Origin of the sequence: Polynucleobacter sp. CS-Odin-A6 (assembly GCF_018882095.1) — a bacterium.
Lineage (GTDB): Bacteria > Pseudomonadota > Gammaproteobacteria > Burkholderiales > Burkholderiaceae > Polynucleobacter.
Genome location: NZ_JACVPD010000003.1, coordinates 201,743 through 221,092, shown reverse-complemented (window position 1 = coordinate 221,092; position 19,350 = coordinate 201,743). Strand labels below are relative to the sequence as shown.

The following is a 19,350-nucleotide window of genomic DNA, read 5'->3' as shown; positions in this document are numbered from 1 at the left end:
GCTTATGTGCGGCGTCGTTGGAACAGTTTCCCACTCCCCAGTTAATCAATTGATATACGACGCATTGTTGCTTTTGCAACATCGAGGTCAAGATGCGGCCGGTATGGCTACGATGAATGGAAATTCATTCACTATGCACAAGGCTAATGGTTTGGTGCGAGATGTGTTTCGAACTCGAAATATGCGTAGCCTGGTAGGTAATGCTGGCATAGGCCAAGTGCGCTATCCCACTGCCGGCTCTGCGAGTAGCGAAGAAGAGGCGCAGCCGTTTTATGTAAGTGCCCCTTACGGCATTATTCTGGCGCATAACGGAAATTTGACTAATGCGCCTAGCCTGCGCGTAGAAATGGCGTATCGTGATCGTCGTCATATTAATACCAGCTCTGATACAGAAGTCCTACTTAACGTATTAGCTGATGAATTACAAAAAGAAACAAATAGCGTTACTTTGGATGAGGGGGCAATGTTTAATGCTGTGACTCAGGTTACTAAGCGTGTAAAGGGATCTTATGCCGTTGTTTCTTTGATTGCTGGGTATGGCTTATTGGCTTTTCGTGATCCATTTGGTATCCGTCCTTTATGCATTGGTCGCATTGATACGCCAAAGGGCCCTGAGTGGATGGTTGCTTCTGAGTCGGTCGCGCTTGATGGCTTGGGCTTCACATTTGTTCGGGACGTAAATCCTGGTGAAGCAATCTATATTGATTTAGACGGTAACTTCTTTTCTCGACAATGTGTAGCCGATGCGGTGTTGACTCCATGTATTTTTGAATATGTTTACATGGCTCGTCCAGATTCAACGATTGACGGTGTTATTGTTTACAACGTACGGATGCGAATGGGTGATTACCTTGCCGAAAAGATTCGTCAAGAAACGATTCCAGGTGAGATTGATGTAGTCATGCCAATCCCAGACTCGAGTCGTCCAGCAGCAATGCAAGTTGCCAAGCGTTTGGGTGTGGATTACCGTGAAGGTTTCTTCAAAAACCGTTATATCGGCAGAACTTTCATCATGCCGGGGCAGGAAGTGCGCAAAAAATCGGTACGTCAAAAACTCAATGCCATGAGAATTGAGTTTAAAGATAAGACGGTCTTAATTGTGGACGACTCCATTGTGCGTGGTACAACTTCGTTTGAGATCGTGCAAATGGCTCGTGAATCTGGTGCTAAGAAAGTGATTTTTGCTTCCGCTGCACCGCCTGTTCGCTTTCCCAATGTCTATGGTATCGATATGCCAACTCGCAGTGAGTTAGTGGCATATGGGCGAACAGATGAGGAGATCAACAAAATGATTGGGGCAGATCAACTCATTTATCAAAGTGTCGAGGATATGAAGCAAGCAGTTAGGGACATCAACCCCAAGATCGAGCACTTCGAAGCTTCTTGTTTTGATGGGCATTATGTCACGGGTGATATTAATGATTCTTATCTGGATGCTTTGGAAGCCGCTCGGAATACTTCAGAAGCACAGGCCGATCGTCAACGCGATTCTAGTGACTTTGCCCGTTCACAACTACACCTACACTTAGCTACCGAAGACTAAAAACAACGATCTAGTTCCTCAGATGCTGGTGTCTGAGGCAATTTAGTCATTCGGTGTCAAAATAGCGGTATGAAGAGTAAAACACCTCGCAAAAAACCTGATTTCTCAAAGCTGGCGTTGGAAACCTTGGCGGTTCGCGCGGGTACTCGCCGCACTGCTGAATATCAAGAACACTCTGAGGCAATGTTCCTGACCTCCAGTTTTTGCTTTGACAGTGCTGAACAAGCGGCTGATGGATTTGCCCATGCCGATCAGGGTTTTATTTATTCGCGCTTTACCAATCCCACAGTTAGTATGTTTCAAGATCGACTTGCTGCATTAGAAGGTGGTGAAGCTTGTATAGCCACCTCTTCAGGAATGGCTGCGATTTTGACAATGGCGATGTCCCATCTGCAAGCAGGAGACCACGTAATATGCTCTCGCTCTGTCTTTGGTGCAACGATTCAACTGTTTAGCAATATCCTTGGACGCTTTGGTATTACGACTACCTATGTAGATTTATCAAATACCCAGGCTTGGCAAGATGCCGTCCAAGCAAACACCAAACTGTTTTATTTAGAAACACCATCTAATCCTTTAACCGAGATTGCTGATATCAAAGCAATCTCTAAAATTGCTAAGAAAGCAAAAGCACTTTTTGCAGTAGATAACTGTTTCTGCACACCTGCATTACAAAGACCACTTTTGTTAGGGGCTGATGTAATTATTCATTCAGCCACCAAGTATCTAGATGGTCAAGGTCGAGTTGTTGGTGGCGCGATTGTCGGTAGTAATGATTTCATTATGGGAAAAGTATTTCCCTATGTGAGAACAGCTGGTCCAACCCTGTCTGCATTTAATGCTTGGGTTTTTCTCAAAGGTTTAGAGACTCTGGAGTTGCGCATGAAGCAACAGAGTCAAAATGCTTTGGAAATTGCTCAGTGGTTAGAAAAGCAGCCTGGCGTAGAGCGTGTATATCACCCTGGACTAAAATCCCATCCACAACATGCGCTGGCCAAGCGCCAACAAAAAGCGGGTGGCGCGATTCTCTCTTTTACGCTGAAGGGCGGGAAGAGGGCGGCATTCAAATTAATCAATCAAACTAAGCTCTGTTCTATTACTGCTAATTTGGGAGACACCCGGACGACCATCACTAATCCAGCAACCACGACCCATTGTAGAGTGAGCCCGGAAGCTCGCAAGGCAGCTGGCATTACCGATGGATTAGTTCGCATTGCTGTTGGGCTCGAGAATGTAGCCGATCTAAAGAATGACCTGATTGGTGGCTTGAAAAAATAAATGGGGTTTAGTAATGCAACCCAGTTTTGGAATGAGCGATTTGATAAAGCAGAGTTTATCTTCGGTAAAGAGCCCAATGAATTTCTTGTTAAGCAATCTACCCGGTATCTAAAACAAGGTAACTCCATTCTTTGCATTTCAGATGGTGAGGGTCGTAATGGAGTGTGGTTAGCAAAGCAGGGAATGCAAGTTACTGGCTTTGATGTTTCTGATATTGCGCTTGCTAAGGCTAGGCAATTTGCAGAGGAAAATCAAGTCAATATTAACTATAGCCTTTCTGATACGGATGGATTTGATTGGTCACCCAACTCATATGATGCGGTAGTTGGAATCTTTATTCAGTTTGCAGATCCTCAGATGCGCTCTAGAATCTTCCAACAGATTAAACAAACATTAAAGCCTAGTGGGATATTCATTCTGCAGGGCTATACGCCAAAACAGTTGGAATATAAAACGGGTGGCCCATCTCTGATTGAGCATCTCTATACCGAAGAGATGATTCGTGAGCTAAGCCATGGATTCGAAATTCTAGATTTGTGCTGTTATGAAAAAGAATTATCAGAAGGTCCTAGGCATACAGGCATGTCGGCATTGCTGGGCTTAGTCTCTAAAAAACGGTGATGCAGCTACATAGACTCTAGAAATCTTCTGGGATCATTAATGGATCTTAAGGGCATGATATGAATTTGACTGCCATCTAATTCCAGATGCATGAGAGCGCCAACTTCAATATTGAGTCGCTTTACTTCTGCTGCTGAGGCTTCCCATTCGATCGTATTCTCGCTCTGTTGAATACAGAACTGAATGACTGAAATTTGACCTAAGCTACTCACTTTTTTAACAATAGCGGGCATTGTTATAGAAGAGGAATGATTGTGTGCACTTAATCCGCTTTGTGGAATGACCCAAGCTACTTTTGTATTAGCTGGGATCTTGCCTTTATCGGCTACTGCAAATGTTTGATCACACCCATCCCATGTAAGACTACCAGCATTAAATACCCCATGAAACCGATTACTAATCCCGACTAACTCAGCAACACGAGAGTTTCGTGGTTTTTGAAATAATATTTGTGGGGCTGCTGTCTGCAGACTAATGCCTTCCTCTAATACCGTGATCCGATCAGCCAGCAAACTTGCCTCCCGCAAATCATGAGTGACGAGTAGGATTGGGATGTTGAGGTCTTGACGCAGATCTGCCAGGGTTTTGTAGAGGCTTTGACGAGTTGGAGCATCCACTGCAGAAAAGGGCTCATCCAGCAGCAGGATTTTTGGTTTTCTAGCCAATGCTCTTGCCAGGGCTATACGCTGCTGTTGTCCACCTGACAGTTGATCCGGCATGCGTTGGGCAAGCTCAGCAATACCCATTCTTTCTAGCCAGTCTAAAGCAATCACTTTACGTTCACTAGTGCTAAGTCCTGAATTTTGCAGTGGTATGCAAACATTTTCAATTGCGTTTAAGTGAGGAAAGAGGGCGTACTGTTGAAAGAGAAAGCCGCAAGACCGTTGGGCAGCCGTCATTAATTTTGGAGTACTAGTTAAATCATCGCTCTCAAACCAAACTTCGGAGTTGCATTCAATTCTTCCGCTACTAGCATGTCGTAAGCCTGCAATGGTTCTGAGTACAGTCGTTTTTCCACTTCCAGATGGGCCAACTAAGGCATGCATTTCACCGGCTGCACATTCCAGATTCACTTCTATTGGCATCGGCAGACGTTGGGATAGCCTGAGTTTTAACATTAGGTAGCACCTCTATACGGCTGGGCAGAAGTGCGGGCAAAGATCCCGTAAGAGATTGCGATTGCAATCAAGGAAGTTGCTAATAAAAATAGAGAAAGAGCTCCTGCACCAGCAGTGTCAAAATTTTGAACTTTGTCATAGATTGCAATAGAAACAGTCTTCGTTTCGCCAGGTATTGCGCCCCCAACCATGAGGACCACTCCAAACTCACCCAGCGTATGAGCAAATGTGATAACAGCTGCGCTGGTAATCCCACGCCAGGCTAATGGCAACTCAATCAGTCGAAATATTTGCCATTGACTAAGTCCGCTGACTTGAGCTGCCTCTCGAATTTCTGGATTGATGGCCTCAAAGGCCCTTTGTATTGGCTGTATAGCAAAGGGTAGATTCACGATTAATGAGGCAATGAGAATGCCGTAAAACGAGAAAACCAAAGGGAATCCAAAAATAGATTGTTCGCTCAAGCCCACTAAAAAATAGTAGCCCAATACAGTAGGGGGTAATACGAGAGGCAGAGCTAAAGCCGCCTCAATCCAGGGGCGACTTTTATTTAAGCTCATGAGTCGATGAGCGACCCAAATACCAAATGGCAGTATGAGTGCTAATGTCCAGAAGGCGAGCTTGAGGGAGAGAAGGATTGCATCGGTATCCATGCTGCCATTGTATTGGCTGTTCTAGTAAGGGTATCTCTCTATATGGTTCTGTTGGATGTAAGAGTTTAATATATGCATATATACGCATACAACAATAAATTAATGAATAATAAGGCTAAGCTCAAAAAAGCAACCAGTAACCTATCTCCGGCTTTGATGGAGAAGGTATTCGAACGCGTTGCCCAATACTTCGATGTACTGTCTGAGCCAGCGCGCCTGCGCATCATGTACGCGGTCTGTAGCGGTGAAAAGTCGGTTTCTGAGGTCATCCAGTTATGTGGCTCTAGCCAGGCGAATGTGTCACGTCATCTCGCAATGTTGCATAAAGCTGGAATCTTGTTAAGGCGCAAAGAAGGAACCACCGTTTTTTATTCAATTGCTGACAACGCAACCGTTGAGATGTGTCAAACGGTATGCGCAAAGATTGCCGAGAGTTTGCATTAATTGATTAGCAGCTGTTCCTTAAATTAGAAATTACATGACAAATAAACAAATAGAGATTAGCGCAGAAGATGTCGACACAATCGAAAGGTTGAGCCACAGAGCTCGTCTAGTTAAGGCGCCAGAGCATTTTATTTCACAGGATCTGATTGCCGAAATTAATAGCAATGGCTTGGATGAAAATCGTCGTGGTTTTTTGCGTAAAGGTTTTATGTCTGCATTAGGTGGTGTTGCCGCTGGACTATCAGCACCTCTGGCTATGGCTGCAGGCGAGGGCGATCCTGCGATTCTAGAAAAACAAGAATGGCAAACGACTTTAGGCAAGAACGTAGCAACTATGCCTTATGGTGTCCCGTCTATCTATGAGTCAAACTTAATACGTCGTCAGTCTCCTGGCTTAACGCGTGTTTCAGCCTCTTCAGTTGCATTTACGCCACTACAAGGTTTATTTGGAACCATTACACCGAATGGTTTGCATTTTGAGCGGCACCATCAGGGTTGGTATAACCTCAACCCAGAAACCCATCGTTTGATGGTGAATGGTCTAGTAAAAAACCCACGTGTATTTACGATGAATGATTTAATGCGTTTACCTTCAGTTTCACGTACACACTTTATTGAGTGCGGTGCGAACACTGGTCTTGAGTGGGGTAACGTTGCTGTACCAACGGTTCAGTACACCCACGGCATGCTGTCCTGTTGTGAGTTCACAGGTGTACCTCTTAAAGTATTGCTTGAAGAGTGTGGTGCTGATTTGAAGAAAGGGAAGTACATGCTTGCCGAGGGTGGTGACGGCTCTGGCATGACTCGAACCATTAACCTAGAAAGCAATCTTCAGGATGCGATTGTTGCATGGGGTATGAATGGCGAGATGTTACGCCCTGAAAACGGCTTTCCATTGCGCCTGGTTGTGCCAGGTGTGCAGGGGGTTAGCTGGGTCAAATGGCTGCGGCGCCTAGAGGTAGGCGACATGCCTTGGAATTCAAAAGACGAAGCGATTCACTATATTGATCTCATGCCAAATGGTGAGCATCGTCAATACACCTCGATCCAAGAATGTAAATCGGTTATCACTACACCATCTGGTGGCCAACAACTACTAGACAAAGGTTTCTATAACGTCAGTGGCATGGCTTGGTCTGGCCGCGGCAAGATTAAACGTGTCGATGTTTCCTTTGATGGCGGCAATAACTGGCGTACAGCCCGTTTGGAAACGCCTATCCTCACCAAGTCTATAACTCGATTTAATATTGATTGGATTTGGGATGGTTCGCCCGCCATTATGCAATCAAGAGCTGTGGATGATACGGGTTACATTCAGCCTTCCATCAAGACACTCCGTAACTTACGCGGCACACGATCGATTTATCACAATAATGCAATTCAATCTTGGAAATTAGATTCCAATGGTGAGGTCAGTAATGTGCAAGTGGGATAAATTTATTTCGTGTGCTATTTCGGTTGGGACTATTTTACTGGGAGCCAATTTCGCCTTTGCGCAATCTCAAACCCCATCCGTCAAGTACCCTGGTATTGGCCGTCATGCCACTATTGCTGAAGTTGCCGCTTGGGATATTGATGTTAGACCGGACTTTAAGGGCTTGCCAAAGGGATCTGGTTCAGTAGCGAAAGGGCAGGAAATTTGGGAGGCGAAGTGTGCAAGTTGTCACGGCACCTTTGGGGATTCAAATGAAATCTTTACTCCGATCGCCGGCGGTACTACAAAAGAAGATATTAAGACAGGTCGTGTTGCTTCATTAAACGATATGAAGCAACCGCAACGCACTACCTTAATGAAGGTGGCAACAGTTTCAACCTTATGGGACTATATTTATCGTGCCATGCCATGGAATGCACCTCGATCTTTAACGCCTGATGATACTTATGCTTTGGTGGCCTTCACGTTAAGTTTAGGCGATATTGTTCCGGATGATTTTGTCCTGAGTAATAACAATATCGCCGATATCAAAATGCCCAATCGAAATGGCATGACAACGAAACATGGGCTTTGGAGTGTGGACGGCAAACCGGATGTGAATGGCAACGCTTGTATGAATAATTGCGTTCCCTTTGTCCAGATCGGTTCTACCTTGCCGGATTTTGCCCGTAATGCCCATGAAAATATCGCAGATCAAAATCGAATGTATGGACCCTATCGAGGTGCAGATACGACTAAGCCGCCATTAAAGCAGCTGCCTGTTTCCGCAGGTACAGGAGTAACTCCTTCTGTTAATACTCCCTCTTTGGCCTCGAAAGGTCCTGCTGCACTATTTAAAAGCGAAAATTGCTCGGCTTGCCACGCATCCAATACCAAATTAGTAGGTCCCTCTATTACGGATGTAGCCAATAAATACAAGGGGCAAAGCGATGCTCAGGACAAATTGATGGCTAAGGTTAAGAGTGGTGGTGCAGGGGTTTGGGGGGCTATTCCAATGCCTCCTCAAGCCCAACTTTCCGATGAAGACCGCAGGGCATTGGTTACTTGGATGCTATCTGAAGGTAAGTAGGGGGTGAATTTCGTATTAAATGGTCAGTTTTAATGCAAAATAGCTAATAAGTTAACAAAAAGCAAAGATTAAAAGGAGTTTTTTATGAATCAGCAACGACGTAGTCTTTTAAAGTATTCAGCGGTTTTTAGTTTAATGGCCTCATCCGGTCTTATCAGCGTAGCCCAAGCCCAAGAGTGGAATAAAGCTGCCTTTGAAGGCAAAAGCTTGGATGACGTTTTTAAAATTCTGAGCAGCGGAAGTCCAGAAAAATCATCCGCCGTTACTTTAAATGCGCCGGATATCGCTGAAAACGGTGCCGTAGTTCCGGTGGGCATTATTACAAGCTTAAAAGCAGAGCAAATGGCTATCTTGGTTGAAAAGAATCCAAGCTCTTTGGCAGCGCAATTCTTTATCCCATCAGGAACAGATGCATTCGTGACTACCCGCATCAAAATGGGTCAAACATCAAATGTCTATGGCTTAGTCAAGGCTGACGGTAAATGGTTGATGGCGGTTAAAGAAGTCAAGGTTACTTTAGGTGGTTGCGGCGGTTAATGCTGAACTCGTCAACAGTTTCAATTAATTAAATACAGAATAAAAGAGGAACAAAATGGGTGATCCGATGCGCGTAAGAGCTGCCGAAAGCGGTGGCACTGTAGACGTAAAAATTTTGATGAAGCACGATATGGAGTCAGGTCAGCGTAAAGATGCTGCTGGAAAAACTGTCCCGGCTTGGTTTATTAGCACCATCAAGGTGACTGCAAATGGTAAAGATGTGTTTAATGGCCAATTTGGCCCTGCTGTTTCTAAAGACCCATTTTTGAACTTTAAGTACAAAGGCGCTAAGGGTGACAAGATTGTGGTGACTTGGATTGATAGCAAGGGTGATAAACGTACTGATGAAGCAACCGCTTCTTAATTTCACCGTTTTTTGATTTGATCTTTATGAATTTGTTTTGAAAGGGTTGCAAATGCAACGAAAACTGAGATTAGGGCTAGCCACTGGCTTATTGGCTACCGTATTCACGATGTCATCTTCATCTTGGGCGCAAAATAGTGCCACGGATGATATTGCAAAATATCGCGAGATGATTGCTGATGGTAATCCTTCAGAACTCTATGAGGCGGCAGGTGAAGATTTATGGAAAAAACCTGCTGGGCCTAAAAATGCAACCCTAGAAAAGTGTGATTTGGGCTTAGGTGCCGGTGTAGTTAAAGGAGCTGCGGCGCAGTTGCCACGCTACTTTAAAGATACAAACAAAGTTCAGGATCTGGAATCCCGCTTGATGACCTGTATGCAGGTATTGCAAGGGCGTAATCCACAAGAGATGATCGATGCCCCTTTTCAGATTGGCCCTAAAAAGGATATGGAGGCAATCGTTGCATATGTGGTTACCTTATCTAAAGGTGACAAGATCAAAGTGACCACAGCCCATCCTAAGGAAAAAGAGATGTATGACTTGGGCAAACGCGCCTTCTTTTTTCAGGGTGGTCCAATGGACTTTTCATGTGCCTCATGCCATGCAGAGAACGGTAAGCGTATTCGCCTCCAAGACCTGCCAAATATTACGGAACAAAAAGGCGCTGCGCTAGGCTGGGGGTATTGGCCAGCCTACCGAGTATCCAGCGGTCAATTTTGGACAATGCAACAACGTCTAAATGATTGCTTCCGCCAGCAGCGCTTTCCATTTCCTATTTATGGTTCCGATGTAACCATAGCCTTATCTATGTATATGGCTAAGACGGCTAATGGCGGTACTGTCGAAACGCCTGGATTGAAGCGCTAATTCATAAGAGATGATGATCATGAAAAATACAAATATCAAAAAACTCTTAGCGCTTGCTGGATTTATTTTTGCTTCAAGCCTCCTGCAGAATGTAGCAGTCGCTCAGCAAAAAAATGACCCTAAGTTCAATAAGATGATTCAAGATAGCTTCAAAGCAGATGGTATTGCGGGTCTCGATCGCATTGACCAAGATGCTACTCAGAAGTTTTGTTCAGACCCCCAGTTTGCGAATAGCAAGCAGGGTGAGGCGATGAGAGTGAAGATTCAAAAAATCAATATGGATGCGATTAAACAGCCTTCTGATGGCAAATACCTCGGAGACTGGAAGCGGGGTGAGAGTATTGCTCAAAGCGGCCGTGGTGCTACTTGGACAGATAAAGCCGATACCGTGATTGGTGGTGGATGTTACAACTGTCATCAAATCGATCCTAAGGAGATTTCTTATGGAAATATTGGCCCTTCTTTAACTGGGTACGCTAAGCTTCGCGGCTATACCCAGGAAGTAGTGACCTATACCTGGAATCGCATTAATAACTCTAAGGCATACAACGCTTGTAGCAATATGCCTCGCTTTGGACACTTTAAACTTTTGAATGAGAAGCAAATGCAAGATGTCATGGCACTGCTGCTTGATCCAGAGTCTCCCGTAAATAAATAATGTATTGAAAACGGGCCGAAAGGCCTGTTTTCTTAAGAGGAATCAGTATGTCTTTAAATCGCCGTGAGTTCTTGCAAGCCCTCGCCATCGCGTCTGCTGGCGGAATGGGTTTGCAATCCAATTTTGCTGGAGCACAAACTTCCGCGCAAAAATTTTATGATTTACCGAAATTTGGTAATGTGCATTTCTTGCACTTCACCGACTGTCACGCCCAGCTCTTGCCAATTTATTTTCGCGAGCCAAATGTCAATATAGGCATCACTTCTCAAGAAGGTAAAACTCCGCATTTAGTGGGCGAATATTTCCTGAAAGCGAATGGTATTATTGCGGGGACGCGTGATGCCCATGCATTTACCTACTTAGATTATGTCGCTGCAGCCCAGAATTACGGCAAGATGGGTGGCTTTGCTCATATGGCAACTCTCATCAAGCAGCTGAAAGCCAGTCGTCCAGGCTCCTTAGTCTTGGATGGTGGCGATACATGGCAGGGTTCAGGTACTGCGCTCTGGACTAATGGTCAAGATATGGTTGATGCCGCTTTACTCTTAGGTGTTGACGTCATGACGGCGCATTGGGAGATGACTCTTGGTGAAAAGCGGGTGATGGAGATCGTCAACGGCGATTTCAAAGGCAAGGTGTCTTTTGTTGCGCAGAATATTCAGACCGCAGACTTCGGAGATTCTGTATTCAACCCCTATGTCATGAAAGTGCAAAACGGTATTCGGGTTGCCGTTATTGGTCAAGCATTCCCGTATACGCCGATTGCCAATCCCCGTTACTTCACTCCAGACTGGACTTTTGGAATTCAGGAAGAGAATTTACAAAAGACCATCAATGAGGTGAAAGCGAAGGGAGCCAAAGTGGTCGTCCTGCTTTCTCACAATGGTATGGATGTAGACTTGAAGATGGCTTCACGGGTCACTGGTCTGGATGCCATTATGGGTGGCCATACTCATGACGGTGTGCCAATTCCCGTGAAAGTTAAAAATGCTGCAGGAGTCACTTTAGTCACCAATGCGGGCTCAAATAGCAAGTTCTTGGGTGTGCTTGATTTTGATGTGAAGAGCGGTAAGCCGGTTGATTTCCGTTACAAGTTGTTCCCAATCTTTTCAAACATGATTCCAGCTGATCCGGCAATGAATCAGTTGATTGCAAAAGTGAGAGCTCCTTACGAAACCAAGCTTAATGAAAAATTAGCCACGACAGATAGCCTCTTGTATCGCCGTGGTAACTTCAATGGCAGCTTCGACCAATTAATCTTGGATGGCCTCATGGCGCAGAAGAATGCTGAAATTGCATTCTCACCTGGCTTCCGCTGGGGGACCAGCCTTTTGCCTGGCCAAGCAATTACTCGTGAAAACTTATTAGATCAAACCGCCATTACTTATCCCTACACCACATTGACCAATATGACTGGTGACACTATAAAAACGATTCTGGAGGATGTTGCCGATAACTTGTTTAATCCTGACCCCTATTATCAGCAGGGTGGTGATATGGTCCGTGTAGGCGGTATGCAATATACGATTGATCCAGTTGCAACAATCGGCAATCGCATCAGTGATATGCGTTTGAATGGCAAGAGCATTGATCCCAGCAAGACTTATAAGGTAGCTGGTTGGGCTCCAGTAAGCGAAGAGGCGAAGGATGTTGGTGGCGAGCCTATCTGGGATGTCATCGAACGACATTTACGTGATGTAAAAGTAGTTAAAGCAGTTAAGCTGAATGAGCCTATGATTAAGGGAATTAAAAATAATCCAGGCATGGTTCCGCTTACATAAAATCTATGCGTCACACTCATCCTCAACGTCTAGGAATATGAATCATGAAGACTTTCATCCACATCACTACCGCTCTTTTAATGGCTTTTAGCGCCCTTGGATATCAACAGGCAATAGCTGCTGATGGCACAAAGGTGGTTTATCACATTGATGATGCTCAAGTCCAAGGATTAAAAGGGCTGCGTAATGTTCGTAATCACCTAGATGTATCGCCTGGTACAAAAATTATTGTGGTGACACATGCTAATGGCGTGGACTTGTTAATGGAAGGCGCTAAAGATGCCAAGAATAATACTGAGTATGCGCCCCTGGTTGGTGCTCTGAAGTCGCGTGGCGTACGTTTTGAGGTGTGTGAAATTACCTTGGTCAATCGCAATTTGAAGAAAGATCAATTTATTCTTGATGCTGACTTTGTACCATCTGGCGTAGTTCGGGTTGCAGATTTGCAATACAAAGATGGTTTTGCTTATATTAAGCCGTAACTTCGTTTGATCTCAATGCATCAGAAGCTAATCAGACGTATTGGAATCACATTATTGATTCATGCGATTTCTCTTGGGTTTGCGCAAGCTCAAGCCCTAAAAAAAACTTCGGTTTCATCAGGCATCCTCTTTAAACCAGTTCAAGTTGCCCCCCATACCTATTTTGTTCAGGGCTTGGCAGAAATGGGTAGTAGTCAAAATCAAAATTTCATTTCTAATGCTGGTTTTGTAGTAACTCCAAAAGGGGTTGTCGTGATCGACTCCTTGGGCTCGCCTACATTAGCTAAGCATCTCATCAAAGAAATTCAAAAGGTCACCTCTCAAAAAATTGTCGCCGTGATTGTGACCCACTATCATGCAGATCATATTTATGGTCTACAAGAGTTTAAGAAGATTGGCGCCAAGATATATGCCCAGAATGAAGGTCGTAATTACCTGTCGTCAGAAACCGCCAAACAAAGGCTGATTGCCTCACGGGTAGATTTTGCTCCTTGGATAGATGAAAACACTCGACTTCAAGGGGCAGATATTTGGATCGATCGAGAATATAAGTTAACAGTTGGCGGTATTGATTTTCTAATCAGTCGAGTAGGGCCAGCACATGCACCAGAAGATCTGATTATTTATGTGCCGACTGAACATGCCCTCTTTGTAGGTGACCTTGTTTTTAGAGGTCGCATTCCTTATGTTGGTAATGCTGATAGCAAAGGCTGGCTGGCTTCCTTGGATCGTTTTGATCGATTTAAGTCCAAAATCGTTATTCCTGGTCACGGGGCGGTTTCTACTAACCCGGTTGAGGACATCCGTTTTACACGGGCATATCTCCAGTATTTACGTCAATCGATGTCTACCGCCGCTATCAATATGGACTCTTTTGAGGAGGCCTATAAGCAGACGGATTGGTCTGAATACGAAGGAATGCCCTTATTTAGGGCCGCCAATCGTATGAATGCCTATAACGTTTACCTCTCGATTCAGGCCGAATAAGGCAATTTTGTCATCTGGGCTTTAAAATAGCCAATTACTTTGCTAAATGATTGATTTCAAATGAAATTACCACTATTGAAGTGCTTCCTAACCTTCACGATGTTGTTCGGTCTGCAGCCACCTGTATACGCCACTCCTGATATTGCAAATGGAAAAAAAATTGATGAGCAGAAATGCTACGCTTGCCATGCTAAGAAAAGCGGATTTAGTAATGGGGATATGATTTACACGCGCAGTGACGGCAAAGTAAAGAATTTGCAGAATTTAAATTCAATGGTAGCGAGGTGCAATAGTGAATTGCGCCTGGACCTTTTCCCTGAGGACGAGGCAGATGTAGTGGCCTTCCTAAATAAACAGTTTTATAAATTTAAATAAATATTCCTGAGAAATTTGATATATGGATGCGGTAGATATTTCCTCCCTTAGCAAGACTGTTTTACTAGCCACTTTTGCAGTCACATTTTTATTGGGTGCCGTCATGCAAAAGACCGGTTTTTGCAGTATGGGTGCTGTTTCAGATATTTTTATTATGTCTAGCTGGGTCCGTCTAAAGCAGTGGTTTCTGGCGATTGGCGTTGCCATTATTGGCTTTGCTTTGATGTCTTATATGGGAATGATTGATCCTCTCAAGAGTATGTATACCGGCAGCAAAGTATTATGGCTTTCTTCTATAGTAGGGAGCACACTCTTTGGTTTTGGAATGGTGCTTGCATCTGGTTGCGGTAGCAAGACACTCGTTCGTATTGGCGGCGGGAATCTGAAATCGATTATTGTATTTCTGGTTCTAGGGCTATCTGCCTACATGACGATGAGAGGTTTTCTTGGGGTCATACGCATTAATACGCTTGATTCTGTATTTATTGCCTTAAATACGCCTCAAGACTTACCCAGTATCTTGAGTCCAGTTATGGGCATTGCCCGCAATGATTTGCATCTTGCCCTTGGCTTGTTTGTCGGGTTTGGCTTTACTGTTTATGCGCTGGCTACCAAGGCATTTTGGACCTTAGAAAATCTGTTTGCCGGTATTTTTGTTGGCCTTGCGATCTGTGCAATCTGGTGGATCTCAGGAAGTCTAGGCTATGTGGCTGAAGATCCCAACACATTGGCAGAAGTCTTTCTATTGACTAACTCTGGCCGAATGGAGAGCTTATCTTTTGTTGCCCCTTATGCATATTCATTGGATTTCTTAATGATGTACAGCGATACCTCTAAGGTGATTACTGTTGGCATTGCTGCAGTGATCGGCATGATTTCTGGTTCGGCGTTTATAGCCTTAATTACCAAATCTTTTCGTTGGGAAAGTTTCCGCAATACAGAGGACACTGCGAATCACTTGGTTGGCGCTACTCTGATGGGGTTTGGTGGAGTTACTGCGCTTGGCTGTACTGTTGGTCAGGGCTTAAGTGGAATTTCTACTTTAGCCATTGGATCAATCCTTGCCTTGCCTGGATTTATTTTTGGCGCCTATTTAGCGATGCGCTACCTTCAAGTTCGCATGGCTCCAAATCCCTGTAGCTAACTCGTGATGTAAATCAGATGCAGATAAATTGGATAGCATTTACTCCTGGTCCAGCGCTGCTTGGCGGAATCATATTGGGTATCGCTTCTTCTTTATTTATTCTATTGCACGGTCGGATTCTAGGCATCAGCGGAATTATTGCTGGTCTGCTCTCACCGAGATTTGGTGATGTTCATTGGCGCCTTATTTTGCTACTGGGAATGTTAAGCGCTCCATTCTGGGCTGCTATCTTATTTGATTTCCACACAGAAGTGGTGATTGATGCCGATTGGTTTGCCATCATTCTTGCTGGTGTATTAGTGGGCTTTGGGGCCAACTATGGATCAGGTTGCACTAGTGGCCACGGGATCTGCGGTCTATCCAGACTATCCCCTAGATCTCTAGTGGCCACGTTCACGTTTATGGCTGCCGGCTTCTTTACGGTATTTGTCATTCGCCACGTACTGGGCTTCTAAATCATGAGAAGATATTTTCATCTTTATAGCCAATACTTTATCGGGGTACTTTTTGGTCTGGGCCTGATCATTTCCGGTATGTGTAATCCTCAAAAAATTCTTAATTTTCTGGATATCACTGGCGATTGGGATCCATCCTTAATTTTTGTAATGGGTGGTGCGGTAATCGTGGGTTTAGGAGGTTTTTACTTTGCCTCTAAGCGTGCGTTATCTTTTTTTGATGGTGCACTTCATATTCCGAGTAAAAGGGATATTTCCAGACCCCTCGTAATCGGTAGCCTCATCTTTGGAGCGGGATGGGGCATTGCGGGATTTTGTCCTGGCCCGGCTATAGTTGCGCTTGGGGCAGGTCACATCAAAGCAGTAGTCTTCGTTTTGGCAATGCTTGCAGGCATGGTTCTTTGCAATCGCTTCTTTACAGGCCATTCACATTCAGTCTGATTTAGAATGTAAGTTACTAGTTTGAATATTTCTATTACATTTTGAGATTGAGATGAGCCTTCCTATTTCCTGTCACACCAATGAATTTGGCACGCTTGGCCAAATCGACCCTAGTCACTTAGCTGAAATTGCAAAGCAGGGCTACAAAAGCGTAATCAACAATCGCCCAGATTTTGAAGAAGGGCCAAATCAGCCAAGAAATGTAGATATTCAAGCGCAGGCGGAAGCGCTAGGTCTGAACTATGCGTATTTACCGGTGATTGCTGGTGCAATTACACCCGAGCAAGTGGTTCAGATGGCGCGCTTATTGAAAACGATGCCGGAGCCGATTTTGGCTTTCTGCCGCTCCGGAGCACGCTCTACTAATTTGTATCACATGGCATTGCAAGTTCGCTGATCTTTACAGACATTTAGATGCGTATTGAGATCCCAGCTGAGAAACGGTTTGTTCATGAAATGAATATGCCGATTCGTTGGGGAGATATGGATGCCTTTGGCCACATTAATAACACCGTGTACTTTCGTTACATGGAGCAAGCTAGGGTAGAGTGGATTGCTTCACTGGGTTATAGCCTTTCTCCTGGTGATGCATCCATGTTGATGATTAATGGTTTCTGTAATTTCCATCAGCAGTTAGCTTACCCGGGTGAACTCATTCTAAAAACCTATATCGGTGCTATTGGCCGCACCAGTGTCGATGTCTACACAACGATGGCTCTGACAACCCAGCCAGATTCAATGGCTGCCGTTGGTGGCGCTACGATGGTTTGGGTCGATCTGCAGTCTGGCAAATCGGCGCCATGGCCCGATCATCTGCTAAGTAAACTGGTCTAGGACACCGTTTGCAATCGAGCAATCCTCACATTCTGAATATTGATCAGCTTTCTGCATCGCTTCATGAGTTTGATGCCATTATCGATGTGCGTTCACCGGCAGAGTTTGCTTTAGACCATATTCCTAGAGCAATCAATCTACCCGTTTTAAATAATGAAGAGCGTATTGAGATTGGTACGCTTTATAAACAAGTTTCTCCATTCGCAGCGAAGAAGTTGGGAGCGGCATATGTTTCTCGTAATATCGCTCACTATTTAGAAAATAGTCTCATCGATTTTCCTAGGGAATGGCGACCTCTCATTTATTGTTGGCGTGGCGGTGAGCGGAGCGGTGCATTTACTCATATCTTGAATCGCATTGGCTGGAAAGCGATGCAATTGGAGAGTGGCTATCAAGGTTTTAGACGAGTCGTGATTGATGGTCTTGAGCAAGCGGCTAAGGATTTTTCATTTCAAGTGATCGCCGGAATGACGGGTAGCGGTAAAACTCGCCTACTTCAAGAAATTAGCACTCTCGGTGGGCAGATTTTAGATCTTGAGGGCTTAGCTATTCACCGTGGCTCGGTATTGGGTAGCGAACCCAATATTGAGCAGCCCTCTCAAAAAGGCTTTGAAACCAATTTATGGAATGCCTTACGCTCACTCGATCCTACTAAGCTAGTTTTTGTTGAATCTGAAAGTAAAAAAGTAGGGGGCACCCATATTCCTGATGCCCTAATGGATCGTATTCGTGATGGTAAATGTATTGAGCTGCGATCGAGTACTCAGACCCGAGTATCTTGGTTACTGCGTGAGTATCGCCATTTCTTATCAAATCCTGAAAGCTTTAAACAAAAGCTCAGTTTGCTGACATCACGCTATGGCAAAGTGCAAATTGGTAAATGGCATGATGCCATTGAGGCAGGGGAATTCGCTAGTCTGGTTGAAGAGTTATTGGTGATGCATTACGACCCATCCTACCAGTCTTCAATCGTGCGTAATTTTCCCGCTTATCGCGAAGATCATTTCGTAGAACTAAAGGATGATAGCGATGAAGCCTTTGCATTGGCTGCAAAAGACCTCATTACTAAAGTGGCTGTTTAGCTAAAGGCTTGAATGCCCGTTTGTGCACGACCCAAAATTAGAGCATGAATGTCATGCGTGCCTTCGTAGGTGTTAACTACTTCCAGATTAAGCATATGACGAATCACACCATACTCATCCGATATGCCATTGCCACCGTGCATATCTCTCGCTAGGCGAGCGATATCTAATGACTTTCCGCAAGAGTTGCGTTTCATGATGGAGGTAATTTCTGGTGCCGCAATACCTTCGTCTTTCATGCGACCTAAGCGCAAGCAACCTTGTAGACCTAGCGTAATCTCGGTTTGCATATCAGCCAATTTCTTTTGAACGAGTTGATTTGCGGCCAAGGGACGATCAAATTGCTTGCGATCCATGGTGTATTGACGAGCGGCATACCAACACCACTCCGCTGCGCCCAGTGTTCCCCAGGCAATGCCGTAGCGCGCCGAGTTTAAGCAAGTAAAGGGGCCCTTGAGGCCAGTGATTTCAGGGAATTCATTTTCAGCAGGAACGAAGACTTCATCCATAACGATTTCCCCGGTAATGGAGGCTCTTAAACCCATCTTGCCACTGATCTTTGGAGCAGATAAACCCTTCATGCCTTTGTCGAGGATGAAGCCTCTAATCAAACCTTCATCATTCTTAGCCCAGACCACAAATACATCAGCAATCGGGGAGTTCGAGATCCACATTTTGGAGCCCGTTAAAGAAAATCCGCCTGGAACTTTTTTGGCTCTGGTAATCATGCCACCTGCGTCTGAGCCATAGTTCGGTTCAGTTAATCCAAAGCAACCAATCCATTCACCACTAGCTAATTTAGGTAGGTATTTTTGTTTTTGCGCTTCACTACCAAATTCATTGATAGGAACCATTACTAGGGAGGATTGAACACTCATCATCGAGCGATAGCCAGAATCAACCCGCTCAATCTCGCGGGCGATCAAGCCATAAGAAACGTAATTCAAATTAGCGCCACCGTATTGCTCAGGAATTGTGATCCCTAAAAGACCCAACTCACCCATTTCACGGAAGATAGTGGGGTCGGTAGTCTCGTTACGAAAAGCATCATGAATACGCGGCATGAGACGCCCTTGAGCGTATTCTGCGGCAGCATCACGTACCATGCGTTCTTCTTCAGTCAGCTGTGTATCAAGAAGTAGGGGATCTGCCCAATTAAAGCTGGCTTTACTCATGTTTTT

Annotated in this window: 23 protein-coding genes; 20 read left to right on the top strand and 3 right to left on the bottom strand. The window is 44.7% G+C overall.

The genetic code is table 11. The features are described from left to right. Positions 1 to 4: 4 nt before the first annotated feature. From purF to ICN15_RS08630, 3 genes are all read left to right on the top strand, one after another. Positions 5 to 1,543 carry an amidophosphoribosyltransferase gene (gene purF, locus ICN15_RS08640; protein ID WP_216202298.1) on the top strand — a complete coding sequence of 513 codons (1,539 nt, stop codon included), beginning with the start codon at positions 5 to 7 and terminating at the stop codon, positions 1,541 to 1,543. Between the two features lie 69 nt (positions 1,544 to 1,612). After that, positions 1,613 to 2,821, top strand: coding sequence for an O-succinylhomoserine sulfhydrylase (locus tag ICN15_RS08635; RefSeq protein WP_216202297.1), 1,209 nt, complete (start codon positions 1,613 to 1,615; stop codon positions 2,819 to 2,821). Further along, positions 2,822 to 3,442: a bifunctional 2-polyprenyl-6-hydroxyphenol methylase/3-demethylubiquinol 3-O-methyltransferase UbiG gene (locus tag ICN15_RS08630; protein ID WP_216202296.1), complete on the top strand. Its 621-nt coding sequence runs from the start codon at positions 2,822 to 2,824 to the stop codon at positions 3,440 to 3,442. A gap of 5 nt (positions 3,443 to 3,447) precedes the next feature. Here the strand turns inward: ICN15_RS08630 and ICN15_RS08625 are convergent, their stop codons facing one another. After that, complete coding sequence (locus ICN15_RS08625) at positions 3,448 to 4,560, bottom strand: ABC transporter ATP-binding protein (RefSeq protein ID WP_216202295.1); 1,113 nt, start codon at positions 4,558 to 4,560, stop codon at positions 3,448 to 3,450. Continuing rightward, positions 4,560 to 5,213, bottom strand: a complete 654-nt coding sequence (gene modB, locus ICN15_RS08620; RefSeq protein WP_216202294.1) for a molybdate ABC transporter permease subunit — start codon at positions 5,211 to 5,213, stop codon at positions 4,560 to 4,562. The genes ICN15_RS08625 and modB overlap by 1 nt, the downstream gene beginning before the upstream one ends. A gap of 72 nt (positions 5,214 to 5,285) precedes the next feature. Between modB and ICN15_RS08615 the strand changes: the two genes are divergently transcribed. The 17 genes from ICN15_RS08615 (at position 5,286) to mnmH (ending at position 18,169) form a co-directional block, all read left to right on the top strand. After that, positions 5,286 to 5,657 (top strand): metalloregulator ArsR/SmtB family transcription factor, encoded by a 372-nt coding sequence (locus ICN15_RS08615; RefSeq protein WP_216202293.1) that lies wholly within the window; start codon positions 5,286 to 5,288, stop codon positions 5,655 to 5,657. Between the two features lie 79 nt (positions 5,658 to 5,736). Then, positions 5,737 to 7,092 carry a sulfite dehydrogenase gene (gene soxC, locus ICN15_RS08610; protein WP_370625437.1) on the top strand — a complete coding sequence of 452 codons (1,356 nt, stop codon included), beginning with the start codon at positions 5,737 to 5,739 and terminating at the stop codon, positions 7,090 to 7,092. Next, entirely contained in the window at positions 7,076 to 8,161 is a 1,086-nt protein-coding gene (locus ICN15_RS08605) for a c-type cytochrome (protein ID WP_216202291.1), read from the top strand. The genes soxC and ICN15_RS08605 overlap by 17 nt, the downstream gene beginning before the upstream one ends. Positions 8,162 to 8,245: 84 nt before the next feature. Further along, on the top strand, positions 8,246 to 8,698 hold the full coding sequence (gene soxY / locus ICN15_RS08600; protein WP_216202290.1) for a thiosulfate oxidation carrier protein SoxY: 453 nt from the start codon (positions 8,246 to 8,248) through the stop codon (positions 8,696 to 8,698). A gap of 55 nt (positions 8,699 to 8,753) precedes the next feature. Next, positions 8,754 to 9,062, top strand: a complete 309-nt coding sequence (gene soxZ, locus ICN15_RS08595; protein ID WP_216202289.1) for a thiosulfate oxidation carrier complex protein SoxZ — start codon at positions 8,754 to 8,756, stop codon at positions 9,060 to 9,062. Between the two features lie 52 nt (positions 9,063 to 9,114). Further along, the gene (gene soxA / locus ICN15_RS08590; RefSeq protein ID WP_216202288.1) at positions 9,115 to 9,930 is read left to right on the top strand and encodes a sulfur oxidation c-type cytochrome SoxA; all 816 of its coding nucleotides are present in this window, start codon (positions 9,115 to 9,117) and stop codon (positions 9,928 to 9,930) included. 19 nt (positions 9,931 to 9,949) lie between these two features. Beyond that, positions 9,950 to 10,588, top strand: a complete 639-nt coding sequence (soxX, locus tag ICN15_RS08585; RefSeq protein ID WP_216202287.1) for a sulfur oxidation c-type cytochrome SoxX — start codon at positions 9,950 to 9,952, stop codon at positions 10,586 to 10,588. A 47-nt stretch (positions 10,589 to 10,635) separates the two neighbouring features. After that, positions 10,636 to 12,369, top strand: coding sequence for a thiosulfohydrolase SoxB (gene soxB / locus ICN15_RS08580; protein ID WP_216202286.1), 1,734 nt, complete (start codon positions 10,636 to 10,638; stop codon positions 12,367 to 12,369). Between the two features lie 80 nt (positions 12,370 to 12,449). After that, the gene (locus ICN15_RS08575) at positions 12,450 to 12,851 is read left to right on the top strand and encodes a DsrE family protein (protein WP_255532946.1); all 402 of its coding nucleotides are present in this window, start codon (positions 12,450 to 12,452) and stop codon (positions 12,849 to 12,851) included. Between the two features lie 15 nt (positions 12,852 to 12,866). Further along, complete coding sequence (locus ICN15_RS08570; protein WP_216202284.1) at positions 12,867 to 13,838, top strand: MBL fold metallo-hydrolase; 972 nt, start codon at positions 12,867 to 12,869, stop codon at positions 13,836 to 13,838. A 99-nt stretch (positions 13,839 to 13,937) separates the two neighbouring features. Further along, positions 13,938 to 14,213, top strand: a complete 276-nt coding sequence (locus tag ICN15_RS08565; protein WP_216202283.1) for a hypothetical protein — start codon at positions 13,938 to 13,940, stop codon at positions 14,211 to 14,213. Positions 14,214 to 14,235: 22 nt separating this feature from the next. Next, positions 14,236 to 15,357: a YeeE/YedE family protein gene (locus ICN15_RS08560; protein ID WP_216202282.1), complete on the top strand. Its 1,122-nt coding sequence runs from the start codon at positions 14,236 to 14,238 to the stop codon at positions 15,355 to 15,357. A 17-nt stretch (positions 15,358 to 15,374) separates the two neighbouring features. Further along, the gene (locus tag ICN15_RS08555) at positions 15,375 to 15,812 is read left to right on the top strand and encodes a YeeE/YedE family protein (protein WP_216202281.1); all 438 of its coding nucleotides are present in this window, start codon (positions 15,375 to 15,377) and stop codon (positions 15,810 to 15,812) included. Positions 15,813 to 15,815: 3 nt separating this feature from the next. Next, positions 15,816 to 16,253 carry a YeeE/YedE family protein gene (locus tag ICN15_RS08550; RefSeq protein WP_216202280.1) on the top strand — a complete coding sequence of 146 codons (438 nt, stop codon included), beginning with the start codon at positions 15,816 to 15,818 and terminating at the stop codon, positions 16,251 to 16,253. A 52-nt stretch (positions 16,254 to 16,305) separates the two neighbouring features. After that, the gene (locus ICN15_RS08545) at positions 16,306 to 16,650 is read left to right on the top strand and encodes a TIGR01244 family sulfur transferase (protein ID WP_216202279.1); all 345 of its coding nucleotides are present in this window, start codon (positions 16,306 to 16,308) and stop codon (positions 16,648 to 16,650) included. A 17-nt stretch (positions 16,651 to 16,667) separates the two neighbouring features. Beyond that, complete coding sequence (locus ICN15_RS08540; protein WP_216202278.1) at positions 16,668 to 17,087, top strand: thioesterase family protein; 420 nt, start codon at positions 16,668 to 16,670, stop codon at positions 17,085 to 17,087. Positions 17,088 to 17,095: 8 nt separating this feature from the next. After that, positions 17,096 to 18,169, top strand: a complete 1,074-nt coding sequence (gene mnmH / locus ICN15_RS08535; protein WP_216202277.1) for a tRNA 2-selenouridine(34) synthase MnmH — start codon at positions 17,096 to 17,098, stop codon at positions 18,167 to 18,169. Here mnmH and ICN15_RS08530 read toward each other — a convergent pair. After that, the gene (locus ICN15_RS08530; RefSeq protein WP_216202276.1) at positions 18,166 to 19,344 is read right to left on the bottom strand and encodes an acyl-CoA dehydrogenase; all 1,179 of its coding nucleotides are present in this window, start codon (positions 19,342 to 19,344) and stop codon (positions 18,166 to 18,168) included. The two genes, mnmH and ICN15_RS08530, sit on opposite strands and share 4 nt — an antisense overlap. Between the last annotated feature and the right edge of the window lie 6 nt (positions 19,345 to 19,350).